The organism is Pseudarthrobacter sp. C4D7, from assembly GCF_013359725.1.
In the GTDB taxonomy this organism is placed as follows: Bacteria; Actinomycetota; Actinomycetes; order Actinomycetales; family Micrococcaceae; genus Arthrobacter.
In genome coordinates this window covers 13,498-30,380 of record NZ_JABFMW010000005.1, presented here as the reverse complement: position 1 = coordinate 30,380, position 16,883 = coordinate 13,498, and the positions used below count along the sequence as shown (strand labels likewise).

Genomic DNA, 16,883 nt, shown 5'->3' with positions numbered 1-16,883 from the left:
GACAGCGCTGTGGAACCGGCCAAGGATGGAATCTCCAGAAACCGCTTTCCCCCTTCGTCACACGGAGGGTTGGTGGCGTGCCGTGGACGAACGGCGGCTTCAGCCAGATAAGAGATCCTTCAGGAGGGCGTGCACCGTGCACAGCCACGTCAGCACCGCACGGCGGCAGGCCGTGACCGCATCAGACCCGAAGCAGGCCATCGACAGAGTGCAAGCCATCGACAGAGTGCAGCCCATCGACAGAGAGCAGCTGGTCCGGCGGCACAACGTCCGCCAGGACCGTTGCGATCCGCGCAGTCCCGTGTCCGTGGGCAACGGGGAGTTCGCCTTCACCGTGGACCTCACCGGGCTCCAGACGTTTCCCGCGGAGTACCCGGTGGGTCCGCGGGACGACCAGCTTCCCCCGGGTACCCTGCTGGGGACCCAGTCCACCTGGGGCTGGCACACCACCCCTGGCGGGGAGCACTACACGCTGGCAGGATCCATCGTCCGCTACGATTCCCCGCGCGGCCCGGTGCCTTACGTGGATATGGTGGGTGACATCGTCAACGACCAGGAAACGGGCACCTCCGCCGCGGAGACGTGGCTGCGCGCCAATCCGCACCGCCTGGACCTGGGACGCATCGGATTCCTGCTGGAGCAGGACGGCGCCGGCCGGCCCATCAGCAGCAGGGACATCTCCGGCAGCGTCCAGACTCTCGACCTGTGGACCGGCACCATCACCAGCGCCTTCACTATCGCCGGCCACCAGGCCACTGTCACCACCGCCTGCCATCCGGACCGGGACGAGCTGGGAGTCCGCGTGGAGTCGGGCGCTCTCCGGGAAGGGCTGGTGATCGGCGTCGGCTTCCCTTACGGTTCCGAGGCGTGGCACAGCGCGGCCGCCTGGGACCAGCCCGGGCTGCACACCACCAGCCTTGGCCGCCCCTTCCCGTCTGAGCTTCACGCCGGTGCCACCAGCTGGACGGTGCATCGTGTACTGGACGATTCCCGGTACCAGGTAGTGGTTTCCGGCCGGGGCCTGGCCGTCGAACTGGCGGGCCCGCACCAGGTGCGGATACGTCCCGCCCCGGATTCGGATCCTGCCGTCCTGGACCTGGCCATTGCCTTCCAGGCCACCGGTGAGGGCGACTGTATTCCGCGCGGCGGCGGAGGGCTCTCCGGGGTGGCAGCGAAGGAGGACGCAGGCGGACCTCCGCCTCCCGCCGTCGGGCCGGTTGCCGGGACACCGCCGCTGCCCGGCAGCAGCGTCGCGGCAGCCTCTGCCTCGCGCTGGCCCCGCTTCTGGGCCACCGGCGGGGCCGTGGAACTGGCTGCGACGGCCGATCCCCGGGCTGCCGAGCTGGAACGGCGCATTGTGCTCTCCCAATACCTCACCGCCGTCAACTGTTCCGGGTCCCTGCCGCCCCAGGAAACCGGCCTGGTCTGCAACTCCTGGCGCGGACGCTTCCACCTGGAAATGCACTGGTGGCATGCCGCCCACTTTGCCCACTGGAACCGGCCGAACCTCCTGTTGCCGTCCCTGCGCTGGTACGCCACGGTCCTGGAAAGTGCCCGGCAGACGGCCCGGGACCAAGGGTTCGACGGCGTCCGCTGGCCCAAGCAAACAGGCCCTGATGGCAGGGAAAGCCCCAGTCCGATTGGCACCTTCCTCATTTGGCAGCAGCCCCATCCCATCCATCTGGCCGAACTGTTGTACCGGGCCAACCCCGGCCGGGAAGTACTGGAGGAGTTTGCGGACATCGTCTTCGAATCCGCCGCCTTCATGGCCGGCTTCGCCAACCCCACCGCCAGGGGCTTCGAACTTGGGCCACCCCTCATCCCGGCCCAGGAAAGCTACGGGTCCATGCGCGCGGCCGTCACCAACCCGACGTTCGAACTCGCCTACTGGCAATGGGGCCTCCGGACCGCGGCAGCCTGGCGGGAGCGGCTGGGCCTGGACCCGGTGGCCTCCTGGCGGGAGGTGGCGGACGGCCTGGTGTCCCCGCGCATCACCAACGGCGTCTACGCAGCCATGGATGTGGAACCCTTCACCATCAGGACAGACCACCCCTCCATGCTGTGCGCGCTGGGGGTCCTTCCGTTGACGGACCTGATCGACGAGGACATCATGAGCGCCACGCTGGAGGATGTGCTGGCGGACTGGGACTGGGACAGCACCTGGGGCTGGGATTACCCGGTCATGGCCATGACCGCCGCGCGCCTGGGCCGCCCCGAGGCCGCAGTGAAAGCGCTCCTGCAGGAGGCAGGAAAAAATACTGTGCTGCCCAACGGGCACAACCGCCAGACCGCCTCGTTGCCGCTGTACCTGCCGGGCAACGGCGGCCTGCTTGCCGCCGTCGCCCTGATGGCAGCCGGCTGGGACAACGGCCCGGAGCGGCACGCGCCGGGCTTTCCAGCGGACTGGACGGTGAAGTGGGAAGGGCTGGTGCCGGCCCCGTAAACAGCCGGCCCGTCACCCGCGCTGCCATGGGCCCAGGTCAGGTTTGGGGCGCAGCCCTGCGGGCACCGAGAATCGTTTTCCGCGGAGCTCCGCCCGACTCCAGGTCAGCCTCGCGGACGGCCGACCATCCGGCGGAGACCAAGTAGGCCTGGCTGACCAGGTTGAACCAGATCAGCAGGCCGATGATGATGGCGAACGAGGCCAGTATGGGGTTCCGGCCGGCGCCGGCCAGCAGTTCGGTGCTGAAAATCTGCAGGACGGTGGTGCCCGCCGCGGCGATGATGGTGCCCTCAAGCAGCGCTCGGCGGGACAGCTTCAGCCCGGCCGCCAACCGGAACATGATCAGCGCCGTGACCCAGTTCAGGACCAGCGGCACCACGATCTTGATGGACGTGGTGAGGGGCCCGGCTACCGCATCGCTGAGATGCAGGAAGCCCACCACCCATCCCGCCGCCGTGCCAAAGACAAGGGAGGCGCCGGCGCTGATCACCAGGGCCAGTCCCAGCAGCAGGAGCGTTCCGGCGTCACGCAGTTTCATCAGGATGGGATTGACGACCAGCGGCGGAAGCTCCATGACCCCGCGCAGGCCATCCCTGATCCCGTTGATCCAGCCCAGCGAGGTGATGACGGTGACAACCGCCGCAATGACAGCCGTCCAGCCGAGGTTGCCCGGGTTCAGGAGGTCTTTCGGCTCCACCAGCCCGTCCCCGTTGCCCACCTTCAGCAGTCCGGGGGCGCTTTGGGCCACCGTGGCAACAATGGTGTCAAGGAGTGCCGGCTGCCCGCTGAGGACAAGCCCGGCAATGGAAAACCCGGTGGTAAGGAGGCCGGTGATGGAGAAGAACATCCGGAACCCGATGCCGGCGCTCAGCAGCGGCCCGTGCTGGAGGTTGTAATGCTGGAACGCCCGCATGGGGCGAAGGGTGTTGAGCTTGGCCAGCAGCCACTGGATCAGGGCCATCACGGCCGGCACCAGGCCGCCGCCCGCCCTCCTGGCCTTTCCCCACTCCATCCGTTTCTGGATGACGGCCAGCTTCAGCTGGGCGTGGTCGGTGGGCAGCGGCTGCCGGTCAGGCGCCTTCGGTGGTGTCCGGGTCAGCGTCCGTGAAGCTGGTGCCGGCGCGGTTGTCAGTTTCGGTCCCAAAGTCCAGCTCTTCCCGTAGCTGCCAGATGCCGTCGGCATCATGCTCATAGAGTCCCATGCTAACCACCGGGAAGGTCGCCCTGTAGTTCTGCAACACCGTTTCGGCCTCATCAAGGCTTTCCGGGGCAACATCGTGGGCGATGGTGACGTGGGGATGGTAGGCAAAGGGCAGGTCGCGGTGGAGGGGACCCTGCTGCAGCTTCCGGTGCAGGTCCACGCATTCCTCGAAGCCGTCCTCCACGTTGATGAAGACCACGGGCGAGACTGGCCGGAATGTTCCGGTTCCGGCAATGGTCACCATGAAGGGGTTCTGGCCCCGGGCGACCTCACGGACATGCCGGAGGGTGGCTTCCCAGTCCCGGGTGGGGGTGGTGGTGACCAGGGTGATGTGCGCGGGTACCACCCCTGCCAGCGGATCGCCGAAAGACGCCCGCCAGCGCTGCAGTTCGTCAGCTATGCCGGCTGGAAAGCCAAGGATGACGCCCACGCTGATTTCTTCGCTGCGGGCCACCGCATGGTCCGCAGCCGCGTCCTGGCCGGACTGGTCTTCGAAGCGGCCGGCCAGGGGCCGCTCCGCCTGGCCGGCGGAGAAGGCACCTCCCCTGGCGGTGACGTTTCCCGAAGACATGGCGCTAGCGGACTCCTGCGAGGCTGAGGGACGGCAGGAAACCCATGCGCTGGTACACCTGGCCCAGGGTGACCGAGGCGATCACCCGGGCCCGTTCGGCACCCAGGGCCAGCAGCCGGTCAAGCTCGGCGGGATCGGCCATCAGTTCGTTGGTACGGTTCCGCAGCGGGGTGATGAAGTCCACCACCACCTCGGCGAGGTCCACCTTGAGGTGGCCGTACATTTTGCCCTGGTACTCGGCTTCGAGTTCGGCCACCGACTTGCCGGTCAGGGAAGAGTAGATGGTCAGCAGGTTGGAGACCCCGGGCTTCTGCTCGGCGTCGAAGCGGATGTCCGTACCGGCGTCCGTCACGGCCGATTTGATGCGCTTGGCGGCGATCTTGGGATCCTCCAGCAGCTGGATGGCACCGTTGGGGGACTCCCCCGTCTTGGACATCTTGGCGCTGGGGTTCTGGAGGTCGTAGATCTTGGCGCTTTCCTTGACGATCGTGGCCTCCGGGACCGTGAACGTATGGCCGAACCGGGTGTTGAACCGCTGCGCGAGGTTCCGGGTCAGTTCCAGGTGCTGCCGCTGGTCCTCGCCCACCGGAACCAGGTCGCTCTGGTAGAGCAGGATGTCAGCGGCCATCAGCGTGGGGTAGGCGAAAAGGCCCAGGGTGGCGGCGTCGGCACCCGACTTCTGGGTCTTGTCCTTGAACTGGGTCATCCGCGATGCCTCGCCGAAACCGGTAATGCAGTTCAGTGCCCAGGCAAGCTGCGCGTGCTCGGGGACGTGGGACTGGACAAAAAAGATGCTCTTGTCCGGGTCGATGCCCGCGGCGATGTACTGGGCTGCCACAATGCGCGTGCGGTTGGCCAGTTCGGCGGGGTCGAAATCAACGGTGATCGCGTGCAGGTCCGGAATGAAGAAAACGGCATCGTATTCCGCCTGCATGTCCACCCAGTTGCGCACGGCGCCGATGTAGTTGCCCAGGTGCAGGGAGTCGGCAGTGGGCTTGGCACCGGAAAGGATGCGCTTCTTGGCAGTGGGGGAAGTCTGGGTGGTCATGGAAGAACTTTCGGGCTTAGAGCTGGTAGTCCACTACCAGCGGGGCATGGTCGGAGAAGCGGGTATCCCAGGAGGCGGCACGGTCCACGACGGCGCAGACGGCGGACGCCGCAAGTCCGGGGGTGGCCATGTGGTAGTCGATGCGCCAGCCGGTGTCGTTGTCGAATGCCTTGCCGCGCCAGGACCACCAGGTGTACGGCCCGTCGACGTCGCCGGCGAGGTTCCGGTGGACGTCGTGCCAGCCGATTTCCTCACCGAAGAACCGGTCGAAGTAGGCTCGTTCCTCCGGCAGGTGGCCGGCCTTCTTGAGGTTGCCCTTGGAGTTCCTGATGTCCTTGGGTGTGTGGGCGACGTTCAGGTCCCCCACCACCAGTGCGTGGTCGCTGTGCTTGGCCAGTTCCGGAAGACGGGTGCTCATCACGTCAAGGAAGCGGTACTTGTCGTCCTGCTTGGGAGTTCCCACCTCGCCGGAGTGCACATAAGCACTGGCGACGGTCAGCTGCACGGGTTTCCCTGCGGCGTCCGGCACCCGGAAGTCGGCCTCCACCCAGCGCCCGGCCGTGGCAAAGTAGTCATCGCCGATGCCGTTCCTGGTTTCCAGTGGCTCCATGCGGGAGGCGATGGCCACGCCTGCGCGGCCCTTTGCCTCCGCCTCGGCGTGCAGGATATGCCAGCCATCCCCCAGCAGCTCACGGACGACCACGTCAGGGGCGCGCACTTCCTGCAGGCACAGGATGTCCACTTCGCGCGGCTCCAGCCAGGCCGCCATGCCGTTTTTGAAGGCAGCCCGGAGGCCGTTGACGTTGACGGATGCGATGCGAAGGTGGTCCTTGTTCAATGCCGAGCTCACCCGCTCCACTCTAGTCGATGATGGTTCCGGTCACCGGTTCCCCGCTGCCGCCGGAAGACTTGATCATGTCCCGGGCGTTGGTGGCCGTGATCTCGATGGTTTCGAGGGCGCGGTTGATGGTGTCCTGGTTGGCGGCAGTGCCCTTGGCCCGTTCCTCTTCCACCACCCGGATCTGCACCTGGACGATCTTGAAGGAGTGGTCCAGCTTCAGGTCGCGCACTTCGTCGGCTTCGGTGCGCTCGTAGACAACCCGGGTGCCACCGTGGTCTGCGGATGACTGCGCCGGTGCGCGGCCGGTTGCGGTGTTGAAGGCGCTCTGGGCCTCAGACAGCTTGGCGCCGGCCTTCTTTGCGGCACGCTGGATGCTAAAAACCACGAACGCGGCCAGCGCCAGCCAGAAGGCGGCGATGACGGCCACAACCCAGCCCACCACGTCATTTTGGTTGGCGGCAAAAATGACGGCCACGATGAAGGCTGTCACCAGGACCATCAGGCCCGGGCCGCTGATCCGGAACATCGAAAAACCGGCCCTGGCGGGCTTGGAGGATGACGAGGGGCTGCCCAAAGTTCGCATGCAGCTATTCTCTCAAACGGCACGCCGTGCTTCCGCCGCCTTCCACCCCCGGCGAACACGGGGCCCGGTTCACCGTCTGCCGGTTACTTCAGGAACAGGCTCCGCAGCCGCAGGGTGGTCAGGAGCATGCCGGCGGCGGTCATCACCAGGTAGTAGCCGATATGCACGGGTGTGGCCGCAGTGAAGCTGCCTACGCTGATCTGCCGCAGCAGTTCAACGCCGTGCCACAGCGGCATGGCCTGGATGAACCACTGGATGGGTTCCGGATAAACGCTGAGCGGATAGAACGTGGCGCTGAAGAGGAACATGGGCAGCAGGATGAAGTTGATCCAGTCCATCTGCTGGAAGGTCTTCAGGAAGCTGGTGATGCCCATGCCCAGGCTTGCGAACCCGAAGGCAATCAGCACCGACGCCGGGATCATCAACAGCGCCCAGGGCGTGGTGATCAGCCCCATCACGCCCATGACCGCGGTGAACCCTGTGGCGTACAGCATGCCGCGGAGCAGGGCCAGGAAGATTTCCCCCAACGCTACGTCCAGCGGCCCCAGCGAGGTGTAGAGCATGCCCTGGTAAAGCTTGGCGAAGTTCATCTTGAAGAACACGTTCCAGGTGGAGTCGTACACGGCGCCGTTCATGGCGGAGACGGCAAGCAGCGCGGGGGCGATGTAGGCCGCGTAGCTGATCCGGGTTCCATCGGGCCCCTGGACGTCGCCCACGATCGACCCCAGGCCCACCCCCATGGAGATCAGGAACAGGACCGGCTCGAAGAAGCCGGACACCATCACCAGCCAGTTGGTGCTGCGCGTGGCCATCAGGCCCCGCGCGATCACGGCCCTGGCGTTGCGCGAATAGAGCGGGCCGAACGTGCGGGAACGGGCCTGCGCCGGGGCGCTCATTGGCCCAGCCTCAGGGTAAAGCGCCGCCGCGTCAGGACCCAGCCCAGGACCGCCAGCGCCGCCAGGAAGGCAACGTGGAGAACGGTGAGGAGCAGCGGTTCGCGGTAACCAAAGCTGAACACGCGGCCCAGCTCCGTTCCGTGCCAGATGGGTGATATCCAGCCAACCCAGCGCACGGCCACCGGAAGGTTATCAAGGGGGAAGAACGTCCCGGAGAACAGGAACAGCGGCATCACGATGAAGCGCATCACCAGCGCAAACTGGCCTTTGTCCTCGGTGATGGAGGCCGAATACGCCATCAGGGGCAAGCCAAACGCCAGTCCAGTCAGCGTTGCCACCAGGATGCCCGCCCAGCCCCAGCCCGACGTTGACGCGCCAAACAACGCCACGGCGGCGAAGTAGATGGCCGACTGCAGCAGCAGGCGGAGCGTCACGGCAATGATCTGGCCCGCGGCGATCTGCTGCGGCGTCAACGGCGAGGCGTGCGGACCGTAGTAGATCCGGCGCCACTTGAAGCCGTCCATGATGGGGAACGTGAATTCGTTGGCGGCCGTCATCACGGCGGCGGACACCAGCAGCGCCGGCGCAATGAAGGCCAGGTAGGACACACCCCCGAAGGCAGCGTTTCCGGTGTCCACCAGGGTTGCCAGGCCCACGCCCATGGCGAACAGGTACGCCACAGGCTGGCCCACGCTGTACATCACGATGGACCAGCTGTACCCCTTCATGACCCGGAGCACCTGCTCGGCATAGTAGAACGCACCCCAGCGGCGGGCCCTGGCCGCGGAAACTTCCGGCGGATGCGCCCGCAGGCCGGTACGGCCAGCTACCCCCGTCCTCGGCGCCGCATCAGTCAATGAGGCTCCGCCCGGTGAGCCGGAGGAACACGTCCTCCAGCGAGGACCGCCGCACCAGCGATGTCAGCGGCCTCAGGCCGCGGGCTGATACCTGCTCAAGGGCTGACTCGCCGTCGTGCGCGTACATCAGCACCCGGTCCGGCAGCACCTCCAGGCGTTCGCCAATGCCCTCCAGCCGCGACCCGATGGTGGCGTTGCGTTCGGAACCGAACCGCAGTTCCACCACCTCCCGCGTGGAATGCTCGCGGATGAGCTGCGCGGGCGAGCCCTCAGCCATGATGCGGCCCTTGTCCACCACGATCAGCCGGTCGCAGAGCTGCTCGGCCTCGTCCATGTAGTGCGTGGTGAGGATCAGGGTAACGCCCTGTTCCTTGAGCCGGAACAGGCGGTCCCAGAGGATGTGCCGGGCCTGCGGGTCCAGCCCGGTGGTGGGTTCGTCCAGCAGCAGGATCCGTGGTTCGTTGATCAGGGACCGGGCGATGGTGAGCCGGCGCTTCATGCCGCCGGAGAGGGCATCCACCTTGGATTTTGCCTTGTCCGTCAGCTGGGCGAACTCCAGCAGTTCATCTGCCTTGGGCCTGAGGTAGCTCATGGGCAGCCCGAAGTAGCGGCCGTAGACCAGGAGGTTGTCGCGGACGCGCAGTTCCTCGTCGAGGTTGTCCTGCTGCGGGACCACGCCGAGGTGCGCGCGCACCTCGGGCCCGTGCGTGTCCGGGTCCAGGCCCATGATGCTCAGCTGTCCTGCGGTGCGCCGCGTGACGCCGCCGATCATTTTCATGGTGGTGGATTTGCCGGCGCCATTGGGGCCCAGCAGGCCAAACGACTCCCCCGCGGGAACGGCGAACGAGATGCCGTCCACTGCGGCAACGTCGCCATAGGTCTTGGTGAGGTTTTCAGCGGAAATGACAGTGCCGTTCGGCGGTCCCCCGGTCAGGGTGCCGGTGGGCGTCAGGGCGTGGTTGTGCACCTGTGCAGACTAGTGGAGGCGGAGCGTATGTGGAAGGGCGCTTGCAGTTCCATTGTTAAACGGCCGACGGCGGTGCGGCACCTTCCGTGTGAAAGGTGCCGCACCGCCGTCGTGCGTTGTGGGGACCGGTCTACGCCCCGGCGCCTGCTGCGCGTTCCGCGGCCTCAACCACGTTGGTCATCAGCAGCGCCACGGTCATGGGGCCCACTCCACCAGGGTTCGGCGAGATCCAGCCGGCCACCTCGGCGGCGGCAGGATCGATGTCCCCGTAGACGCGGCTCTTGCCGGTCTCGGGATCGGTCTCGCGGGTGACGCCCACGTCCAGCAGGGCAGCGCCCGGCTTCACGTCCGCGGCCTTGACGATGTGCTTCACGCCCGCCGCGCCCACAATGACGTCCGCCTGCTTCAGCAGCTCCGACAGGTTGGTGGTGCCGGTGTGGGTCAGGGTCACGGTGGCGTTGACGTCCCGCCGCGTGAGCAGCAGTCCGATCGACCGTCCGATGGTGACGCCGCGGCCCACCACCACCACGTGCTTGCCGGCCAGGCTGTACCCGTTGCGCTCCAGCAGCTCGATGACTCCCCGCGGCGTGCACGGCAGCGGAGTGGTGATCTTGTTGTTGACGTTCAGCACCAGCCGGCCAAGGTTGGTGGGGTGCAGCCCGTCGGCGTCCTTGGCGGGGTCGATCCGCTCCAGGATGGCGTCCGTGTCCAGGTGCTTGGGCAGCGGCAGCTGCACAATGTACCCGTGGCAGGCAGGGTCCGCATTGAGTTCGTCAATGAGGGCCTCCACCTGTTCCTGGGTGGCGTCGGCCGGCAGCTCGCGCTGGATGGAGTTCATCCCGATCTGCACGGACTGCTTGTGCTTCATGGAGACGTACAGCTGCGAGGCGGGGTCGGCTCCCACCAGCACAGTGGCGATGCCGGGGGTGACGCCCTTGGCCTTGAGTGCGGCCACGCGTTCGGTCAGCTCGGCCTTGATGGCGGCGGCGGTGGCCTTGCCGTCAAGGATCTGTGCGGTTGTGGTTTCAGTCATGGGTTACCACTGCTCGTGCTGCGGGTAGAGCGGGAAGTCTGCGGCCAGCTTGTCCACGCGGGACTGGAGGGCTTCGACGTCGGCGCTGGTGCCTGCCTTGAGGGCGGTGGCGATGATCTCGGCCACCTCGGTGAACTCGTTGGCGCCGAAGCCGCGGGTAGCCAGGGCCGGGGTGCCGATGCGCAGGCCGGAGGTGACCATCGGCGGGCGGGGGTCGAACGGCACGGCGTTGCGGTTGACGGTGATGCCCACGGAGTGCAGGAGGTCCTCGGCCTGCTGGCCGTCCAGCTGCGAGTTGCGAAGGTCCACAAGCACCAGGTGCACGTCAGTGCCGCCGGTGAGGACGGAGACGCCGGCTTCGGCGACGTCGGCCTGGTTCAGGCGGTCGGCGATGATCCGGGCGCCTTCGAGGACACGCTCCTGGCGCTCCTTGAATTCCTGGGTGCCGGCGATCTTGAAGGCAACGGCCTTGGCGGCGATGACGTGCATGAGCGGACCGCCCTGCTGGCCCGGGAAGACGCTGGAGTTCAGCTTCTTGGCCCACTGTTCCTTGGCAAGGATCACACCGGAGCGGGGACCGGCGAGGGTCTTGTGCACGGTGGAGGTGACGACGTCGGAGTGCGGCACCGGGCTGGGGTGCAGTCCGGCGGCCACCAGGCCGGCGAAGTGCGCCATGTCGGTCCAAAGCAGGGCACCCACTTCATCGGCAATGGAGCGGAACGCCGCGAAGTCGAGGTGGCGCGGGTAGGCGGACCAGCCGGCGATGATGACCTGCGGCTTTTCGGCGATGGCCTGCTCGCGGAGCTTGTCCATGTCGATCCGGAAGTTGTCTTCCTCCACCTGGTAGGCAGCCACGTTGTACAGCTTGCCGGAGAAGTTCAGCTTCATGCCGTGGGTCAGGTGGCCGCCGTGGGCCAGGGACAGGCCCAGGATCTTGTCGCCGGGGGTGATCATGGCGGAAAGGGCGGCGGCATTGGCCTGCGCGCCGGAGTGCGGCTGGACGTTGGCGAACTCGGCACCAAACAGGGCCTTCACCCGGTCGATGGCCAGCTGCTCGGCAACGTCAACGTATTCGCAGCCGCCGTAATAGCGGCGGCCCGGGTAGCCCTCGGCGTACTTGTTGGTGAGAACCGAGCCCTGGGCTTCCATGACGGCGCGGGGAGCGAAGTTCTCGGAGGCAATCATTTCCAGGGTGCCGCGCTGGCGGCCGAGCTCCTGGTCAAGGACTGCGGCGATTTCGGGGTCAAGCTCAGCCAGCGGCTGGTTGCTGACGGCTGTGGTGGAGGTGGCTGTAGTAGACACGAAGAACTCCTGGCTAGGGATACGGGCACTGCTATAGGTCAGGCTACCGGCTGGCGCGCTTCCGCACCGCGTTGTGACAGGGCGTGAAAGCCCGGCACGGTGCTGCTGCGCTGGCGCAGGGGCAGCCCCATTTCCGGCAAAACATGACCCTCGGCCCAGGCGTACGATCCGTGGTCTTCGTGATTGCCGCTCCCTGGTGGTTAGCCACCCAACGCCAGTTGCGACGTTCCCAGCGTACCAAAACCGGCACCGGGAGCGCGGGTAGGCTATTACGCGTGAATCAAGAGCAGCTGAACCAAGCGTACGTCGTCACCCTGTCCTGCCCGGACCGCCCCGGAATCGTCCACGCCGTGGCCGGAGCCCTGCTGGTGGCGGGGTGCAACATCATGGACTCGCAGCAGTACGGCAGCCCTTCCACCGGAAACTTCTTCATGCGCGTGGAGGTGACCACGGCGGCCGCCAAGTCCGAACTGCGGGCTGCCCTCGAGCCCGTGGCGGAGGCATTCTCCATGCAGTGGAACCTCAACACCGTTGGCGACAAGGTGCGCACCCTGGTGATGGCCAGCACCTCCGCCCACTGCCTCAACGACCTGCTGTTCCAGCAGCGCTCCGGAACCCTTCCCATCGAAATCCCGGCGATCGTTTCCAACCACCAGGACCTGGCCGGGCTCGCCGAGTTCTATGGCATCCCCTTCCACTACATCCCCGTGACCAAGGACACCAAGGTCCAGGCCGAGGACAAGCTCCGCGCCCTGATCGCCGAACACGACATCCAGCTGACCGTCCTGGCCCGCTACATGCAGATCCTCTCCGACGAGCTCTGCACCGACCTGACCGGCAAGGCCATCAACATCCACCATTCCTTCCTGCCGTCCTTCAAGGGCGCCAAGCCCTACCACCAGGCGCACGCCCGCGGCGTAAAGCTCATCGGGGCCACCGCGCACTACGTGACCGCCGCCCTGGACGAGGGCCCGATCATCGAACAGGAAGTCATCCGCGTGGACCACGCCCGCACGCCCGAACAGTTCGTGCAGATGGGCCGCGACGTGGAAGGCCGCACGCTGGTCCAGGCCGTGCAGTGGCACGCCGAGCACCGGGTGCTGCTGGACGGCAACCGCACGGTGGTCTTTAACTAGGTCGCAGCGGTGGGGTGGAAGGGTGGCTTATGGTGAAGCCATGGCTCCTCTTTACCCTTTTGCCGGCAACTCCCCGGCCATCCATGAATCAGCGTTCGTGGCCCCCTCGGCCTCGATCATCGGCCAGGCCACCCTGGGCCCGGACGCCAGCGCCTTCTACGGTGTCTCCGTCCGGGCCGACACCGCTGCCATCACCGTAGGCGCCGGCAGCAACCTGCAGGACAATGTGGTGCTGCACGCCGACCCCGGCTTCCCCTGCACGGTGGGCGAACGCGTCAGCGTGGGGCATGCCGCCGTCGTGCATGGCTGCACGGTGGAGGACGACTGCCTGATCGGCATGGGCGCCACCGTCCTCAACGGCGCAGTGATCGGCGCCGGCTCGCTGGTGGCCGCCGGCGCCGTCGTGCTCGAAGGAACCGTGGTTCCGCCCCGGTCACTGGTGGCGGGGGTTCCCGCCAAGGTGCGCCGCGAACTCACGGATGAAGAGTTCGACGGAGTCCGCGCCAACGCGGCGCGCTACGTGGAGCTCGCGGCGAAACACCGCGAGCTCTCCCCACCCGCCCCCTAACCTCACAAGTCCACCCCGGCTCCCTACCCTCGCAAGCTCGGGCCGGGGCCCTCGCCGGGGCGGCTCCACGGCCAGGGAACCCGGCGGGCGTGGGCCCACGGTTAGTCGAGGCTGATCGGACCGAACTCCTCCAGTAGGTCGCCCGGACCGGGATTGCCCGGGGCCGACGATCCGCCCAGGTGCTTCACCACGCCCCACACCGCGTTCAGCCCGGTGGTGACGGCGCCTTCTGCCCAGCCGGCGGTGAAGGATACGTCGTCGCCGGCCAGGAAGATGCCGCGCTGGGATTCCGGCAGCCTGTCCTGCTTGAAGTGCGTGAACAGCCGCTGCTGGTAGCGGTAGTGTCCGGGCAGGTTGGCCTTGAAGGCGCCCATGAAGTTGGGGTCCGCTTCCCATGACACGGTGATGGGCTGGCCAACGATGTGCCCGGCAATGTCCACGCCGGGATAGATCTGCTCAAGCGAGTGCAGCATCAGTTCCACGCGCTCGTCCGCGTCCAGGGCCAGCCACTTCAGGGCGTCGTCGTTCCACGTGTAGGACAGCAGGATGACCGCCGGCTGGTCCGGGCCGTTGTCCAGCAGGTACGTGGCGCGGTTCAGCCTGTCCGTCAGCGTCATGGACAGGACTTCGTTGCCGGTTTCCGGGTCGGTGTCCTTCCAGAAGGGCCGGTCCACCATCACGAAGGTCTTGGACGACTGCATGTAATGGGATTTCTCCATGGCCGTCCACAGTTCGGCCGGGAACAGGGCTTCTTCCGTATGGATGCGGGTGGACAGCAGCCATGACTGGCAGGTGGTCACCACGGCCGGGTAGCTGGCCTCGCGGCCCCAGCGCTCCCGGACCCGCAGGTTGCCGTCTGTGTCCCGGCTGATCTTCCCCACGGCGCCGCGGGGCGAGCCGGAGTGCAGCGAGGCCAGGGAGGTTCCGGCCGGCCAGTACACCAGGTCCGACGGCGCGTGCTGCCAGAGTGCCTCGGGCAGACGCTGCGCTCCCCCGCGGATGAGCCGGTGCTGGTCGTCTGCGTCGGTGTAGACAACGCGCAGGATTTCCAGGATGGAGTTGGGGAAGTCCGTGTCCCAGCCGCCGGTGCCGAAGCCCACCTGCCCGAAGGCTTCCCGGTGGGCGAACCCCGCCTTCCTGAAGGAATCGCTGGCGGCGATGAAGCCGTAGAAGGTCTGCTCGTCCATCAGCGGGAGCAGCTCGTTCCACAGTTCCTTGATCCGGGCCATGTCCCGGGCCTTGATGGCGTCCTGCATCTGCACGAACTTCGCTCCGTCATTGACCGCGGCCTTCCAGGCATCCGCCACTTCGCGGAAGAACGGCGGCAGGTCACCGGGTTTTTCGGCGTAGTACTTCTTGCCTGCCAGTTCGATCACGGTGCTGGACGTCGCTTCGGCGAGGGGGTTGGGGAACTCCTGGGTCTCCAGCCCGAGCAGGTCCACGTAGTGGTAGAACGCCTTGCCCGAGACCGGGAACCGCATTCCACCCAGGTCCGCCACCACGCCTGGTGCTGCCGGGAAAGCGGCAGTGCGGAGCCGCCCGCCCATCTGGTCCGCCTCATAGACCACCGGGCGCAGTCCAAGCTTCATCAGCTCGTAGGCGGTCACCAGGCCGGAGAGCCCGGCGCCGATGACGGCCACCTCGGTGCCATACAGCTCCGGCGGAACGGCGCCCAGTCCGTCGGGGTGGGCCAGGTAGTGGTCGTAGCTGAACGGGAAATCGGGGTTAAGCATGGTGATGGGCGCTGCCTGCCCACCGGCGCCGCGCCCGGCCGCACCGGCCGGGGGCGTGGAGGTGCTGGAGGGATCGAAGGCAGGAAGTTCGGTGGCGGTGGTCATGAGAGTTCTGCTTTCACAGGTTCCTGGCTGGGGGCCTTGGCGGTCAGTTCACGGTAGTCGAGCTCACTCAGCGCCGCTACCTTGGAGTTCCGGCGTCCATAGCCGAAGTAGATGGCGATGCCTACGAGCATCCAGGCGCCGAAGACCATCCAGGTATCGGCACCCAGGTTCGCCATCAGGTAGGCACACATCAGCGTGCCCAGCACGGGCGTCATGGGGTACAGCGGCACCCGGAAGCTCCGCTTCAGGTCCGGGCGGTTGCGGCGAAGGTAGATCACGGCGACATTGACCAGCGCGAACGCGAACAGGGTCCCGATGCTGGTGGCATCAGCCAGTGCGCCAAGGGGCACCAGGCCTGCAGTGAGGGCGACGGCGGTGCCCACAATGAGGGTTCCGGCGGCCGGTGTGCCGGTGCGCGGCGAGACGCGGCCAAAGACCTTGGGGACCAGCCCGTCCCGGGACATGGACAGGAGGATCCTGGTCTGCCCGTACAGGACCGTCAGCACGATGCTGGCAATGGCCAGGACAGCGCCGACGGAGAAAACCAGGGCAATCCACGGCTGGTGGGTGGTTTCCTCAAGGATCTGGACCAGCGCAGCCTCGGTGCCGTCGAACCAGCCCCAGGGGCGGGCGCCGATCGCGGCCACGGCCACCAGGACGTAGATGCCGGTGACGATCACCATGGACAGCAGGATGGCGCGGGGCAGGTCGCGCTTGGGGTTCCGGGCTTCCTCGCCGGCAGTGGAGGCGGCATCGAAGCCGATGTATGAAAAGAACACCCTTGAGGCTGCGGCGGAGACACCGGCCGCGCCCATGGGCAGGAGCGGCTGGAAGTTCCCGGCGTCGAAGGCAGTGAAGGCAACGGCGCAGAAGAACAGCAGGATGCCCACTTTGACGATGACGATGGCCGTGTTGATCCGGGCGCTCTCGCGGGCTCCGCGGACCAGCAGGATCATGGCCAGCACCACGATGGCCACCGCCGGAACGTTGACCAGTCCCCCGTCGCCGGGCGGCTGGGCTACTGCGTCGGGCAGGACCTGCCCGAACGCCGCCAGTGTCTCGTTGACGTACTGGCCGGCGCCCACCGCCACGGCGGCTACGGATACCGCGTATTCCAGGACGAGGCACCAGCCGCAGATCCACGCCATGCCCTCGCCGAGGGTGGCGTAGGAGTAGGAATAGCTGGAGCCGGCCACCGGCACCAGGCCGGCCATCTCGGCGTAGGACACTGCGGACAGCAGTGCGGCCAGTCCGGCGATCACGAAGGAGATCCAGATGGCGGGTCCGGCCAGCGGAACCGATTCGCCAAGGATCACCAGGATGCCGGTGCCCAGGGTGGCTCCCACGCTGATCATGGTCAGGTGGAGGACCCCAAAGCTGCGTACGAGCCCCGGGGCGTCCCCGGCGCCTGCGCCTTCGCCCACCAGCTGGACGATCGGTTTGCGGCGCAGGAGCTGGGCCCCGAGGCCGGGCCGTCCGCCGTCGCGGGCCAGAGGTTTTTCAGTGGTCACAGGCACAGTCACCGTTGACGTCCCTTCAGAGTAGTTTTCGGTTTCCCCTCACCAAGGTTGGCATGTGAGCCAACTCTCAGGGCGGTGC

The 16,883-nt window shown here is 66.8% G+C and carries 15 protein-coding genes; 3 read left to right on the top strand and 12 right to left on the bottom strand.

Translation table 11 applies throughout. The annotated features are described in order from the left end of the window. The first annotated feature begins 136 nt into the window (after nt 1-136). Nucleotides 137-2,443 carry a hypothetical protein gene (locus tag HNO81_RS05725; RefSeq protein ID WP_371818171.1) on the top strand — a complete coding sequence of 769 codons (2,307 nt, stop codon included), beginning with the start codon at nt 137-139 and terminating at the stop codon, nt 2,441-2,443. 37 nt (nt 2,444-2,480) lie between these two features. Here HNO81_RS05725 and HNO81_RS05720 read toward each other — a convergent pair whose 3' ends face one another. From HNO81_RS05720 to glyA, 10 genes are all read right to left on the bottom strand, one after another. Next, complete coding sequence (locus HNO81_RS05720) at nt 2,481-3,455, bottom strand: YihY/virulence factor BrkB family protein (protein ID WP_175317299.1); 975 nt, start codon at nt 3,453-3,455, stop codon at nt 2,481-2,483. Between the two features lie 58 nt (nt 3,456-3,513). Then, nucleotides 3,514-4,215 (bottom strand): 2'-5' RNA ligase family protein, encoded by a 702-nt coding sequence (locus tag HNO81_RS05715; protein ID WP_175317175.1) that lies wholly within the window; start codon nt 4,213-4,215, stop codon nt 3,514-3,516. Between the two features lie 4 nt (nt 4,216-4,219). Further along, on the bottom strand, nt 4,220-5,263 hold the full coding sequence (trpS, locus tag HNO81_RS05710) for a tryptophan--tRNA ligase (RefSeq protein WP_175317174.1): 1,044 nt from the start codon (nt 5,261-5,263) through the stop codon (nt 4,220-4,222). A 16-nt stretch (nt 5,264-5,279) separates the two neighbouring features. Beyond that, nucleotides 5,280-6,113, bottom strand: coding sequence for an exodeoxyribonuclease III (locus tag HNO81_RS05705; RefSeq protein WP_175317173.1), 834 nt, complete (start codon nt 6,111-6,113; stop codon nt 5,280-5,282). A 10-nt stretch (nt 6,114-6,123) separates the two neighbouring features. Then, nucleotides 6,124-6,687: a hypothetical protein gene (locus tag HNO81_RS05700; protein WP_175317172.1), complete on the bottom strand. Its 564-nt coding sequence runs from the start codon at nt 6,685-6,687 to the stop codon at nt 6,124-6,126. An 83-nt stretch (nt 6,688-6,770) separates the two neighbouring features. Further along, nucleotides 6,771-7,583, bottom strand: a complete 813-nt coding sequence (locus HNO81_RS05695; RefSeq protein WP_175317171.1) for an ABC transporter permease — start codon at nt 7,581-7,583, stop codon at nt 6,771-6,773. Then, entirely contained in the window at nt 7,580-8,440 is an 861-nt protein-coding gene (locus HNO81_RS05690) for an ABC transporter permease (protein WP_175317170.1), read from the bottom strand. The genes HNO81_RS05695 and HNO81_RS05690 overlap by 4 nt, the downstream gene beginning before the upstream one ends. After that, nucleotides 8,433-9,407 carry an ABC transporter ATP-binding protein gene (locus HNO81_RS05685; protein ID WP_175317169.1) on the bottom strand — a complete coding sequence of 325 codons (975 nt, stop codon included), beginning with the start codon at nt 9,405-9,407 and terminating at the stop codon, nt 8,433-8,435. The genes HNO81_RS05690 and HNO81_RS05685 overlap by 8 nt, the downstream gene beginning before the upstream one ends. Before the next feature lie 130 nt (nt 9,408-9,537). Continuing rightward, nucleotides 9,538-10,440, bottom strand: a complete 903-nt coding sequence (locus HNO81_RS05680; protein WP_175317168.1) for a bifunctional methylenetetrahydrofolate dehydrogenase/methenyltetrahydrofolate cyclohydrolase — start codon at nt 10,438-10,440, stop codon at nt 9,538-9,540. Nucleotides 10,441-10,443: 3 nt separating this feature from the next. Continuing rightward, nucleotides 10,444-11,742, bottom strand: a complete 1,299-nt coding sequence (gene glyA, locus HNO81_RS05675) for a serine hydroxymethyltransferase (protein ID WP_175317167.1) — start codon at nt 11,740-11,742, stop codon at nt 10,444-10,446. A 275-nt stretch (nt 11,743-12,017) separates the two neighbouring features. Here glyA and purU point away from each other — a divergent pair, with 275 nt between their 5' ends. Beyond that, nucleotides 12,018-12,878 (top strand): formyltetrahydrofolate deformylase, encoded by an 861-nt coding sequence (purU, locus tag HNO81_RS05670; RefSeq protein ID WP_175317166.1) that lies wholly within the window; start codon nt 12,018-12,020, stop codon nt 12,876-12,878. Between the two features lie 40 nt (nt 12,879-12,918). Next, nucleotides 12,919-13,446, top strand: coding sequence for a gamma carbonic anhydrase family protein (locus HNO81_RS05665; RefSeq protein ID WP_175317165.1), 528 nt, complete (start codon nt 12,919-12,921; stop codon nt 13,444-13,446). Between the two features lie 101 nt (nt 13,447-13,547). Here the strand turns inward: HNO81_RS05665 and HNO81_RS05660 are convergent, their stop codons facing one another. Beyond that, entirely contained in the window at nt 13,548-15,284 is a 1,737-nt protein-coding gene (locus tag HNO81_RS05660) for an NAD(P)/FAD-dependent oxidoreductase (protein ID WP_175317164.1), read from the bottom strand. Continuing rightward, nucleotides 15,281-16,807, bottom strand: a complete 1,527-nt coding sequence (locus tag HNO81_RS05655) for an amino acid permease (protein WP_175317163.1) — start codon at nt 16,805-16,807, stop codon at nt 15,281-15,283. The genes HNO81_RS05660 and HNO81_RS05655 overlap by 4 nt, the downstream gene beginning before the upstream one ends. Between the last annotated feature and the right edge of the window lie 76 nt (nt 16,808-16,883).

Excerpts from the sequence above, each read along its gene's own strand:
- HNO81_RS05715 (WP_175317175.1), bottom strand. The coding sequence starts at position 4,215 with ATGTCTTCGGGAAACGTCACCGCCAGGGGAGGTGCCTTCTCCGCCGGC.
- HNO81_RS05660 (WP_175317164.1), bottom strand. The coding sequence starts at position 15,284 with ATGACCACCGCCACCGAACTTCCTGCCTTCGATCCCTCCAGCACCTCC.
- trpS (WP_175317174.1), bottom strand. The coding sequence starts at position 5,263 with ATGACCACCCAGACTTCCCCCACTGCCAAGAAGCGCATCCTTTCCGGT.
- HNO81_RS05695 (WP_175317171.1), bottom strand. The coding sequence starts at position 7,583 with ATGAGCGCCCCGGCGCAGGCCCGTTCCCGCACGTTCGGCCCGCTCTAT.
- HNO81_RS05700 (WP_175317172.1), bottom strand. The coding sequence starts at position 6,687 with ATGCGAACTTTGGGCAGCCCCTCGTCATCCTCCAAGCCCGCCAGGGCC.
- HNO81_RS05665 (WP_175317165.1), top strand. The coding sequence starts at position 12,919 with ATGGCTCCTCTTTACCCTTTTGCCGGCAACTCCCCGGCCATCCATGAA.
- HNO81_RS05680 (WP_175317168.1), bottom strand. The coding sequence starts at position 10,440 with ATGACTGAAACCACAACCGCACAGATCCTTGACGGCAAGGCCACCGCC.
- HNO81_RS05720 (WP_175317299.1), bottom strand. The coding sequence starts at position 3,455 with ATGGAGTGGGGAAAGGCCAGGAGGGCGGGCGGCGGCCTGGTGCCGGCC.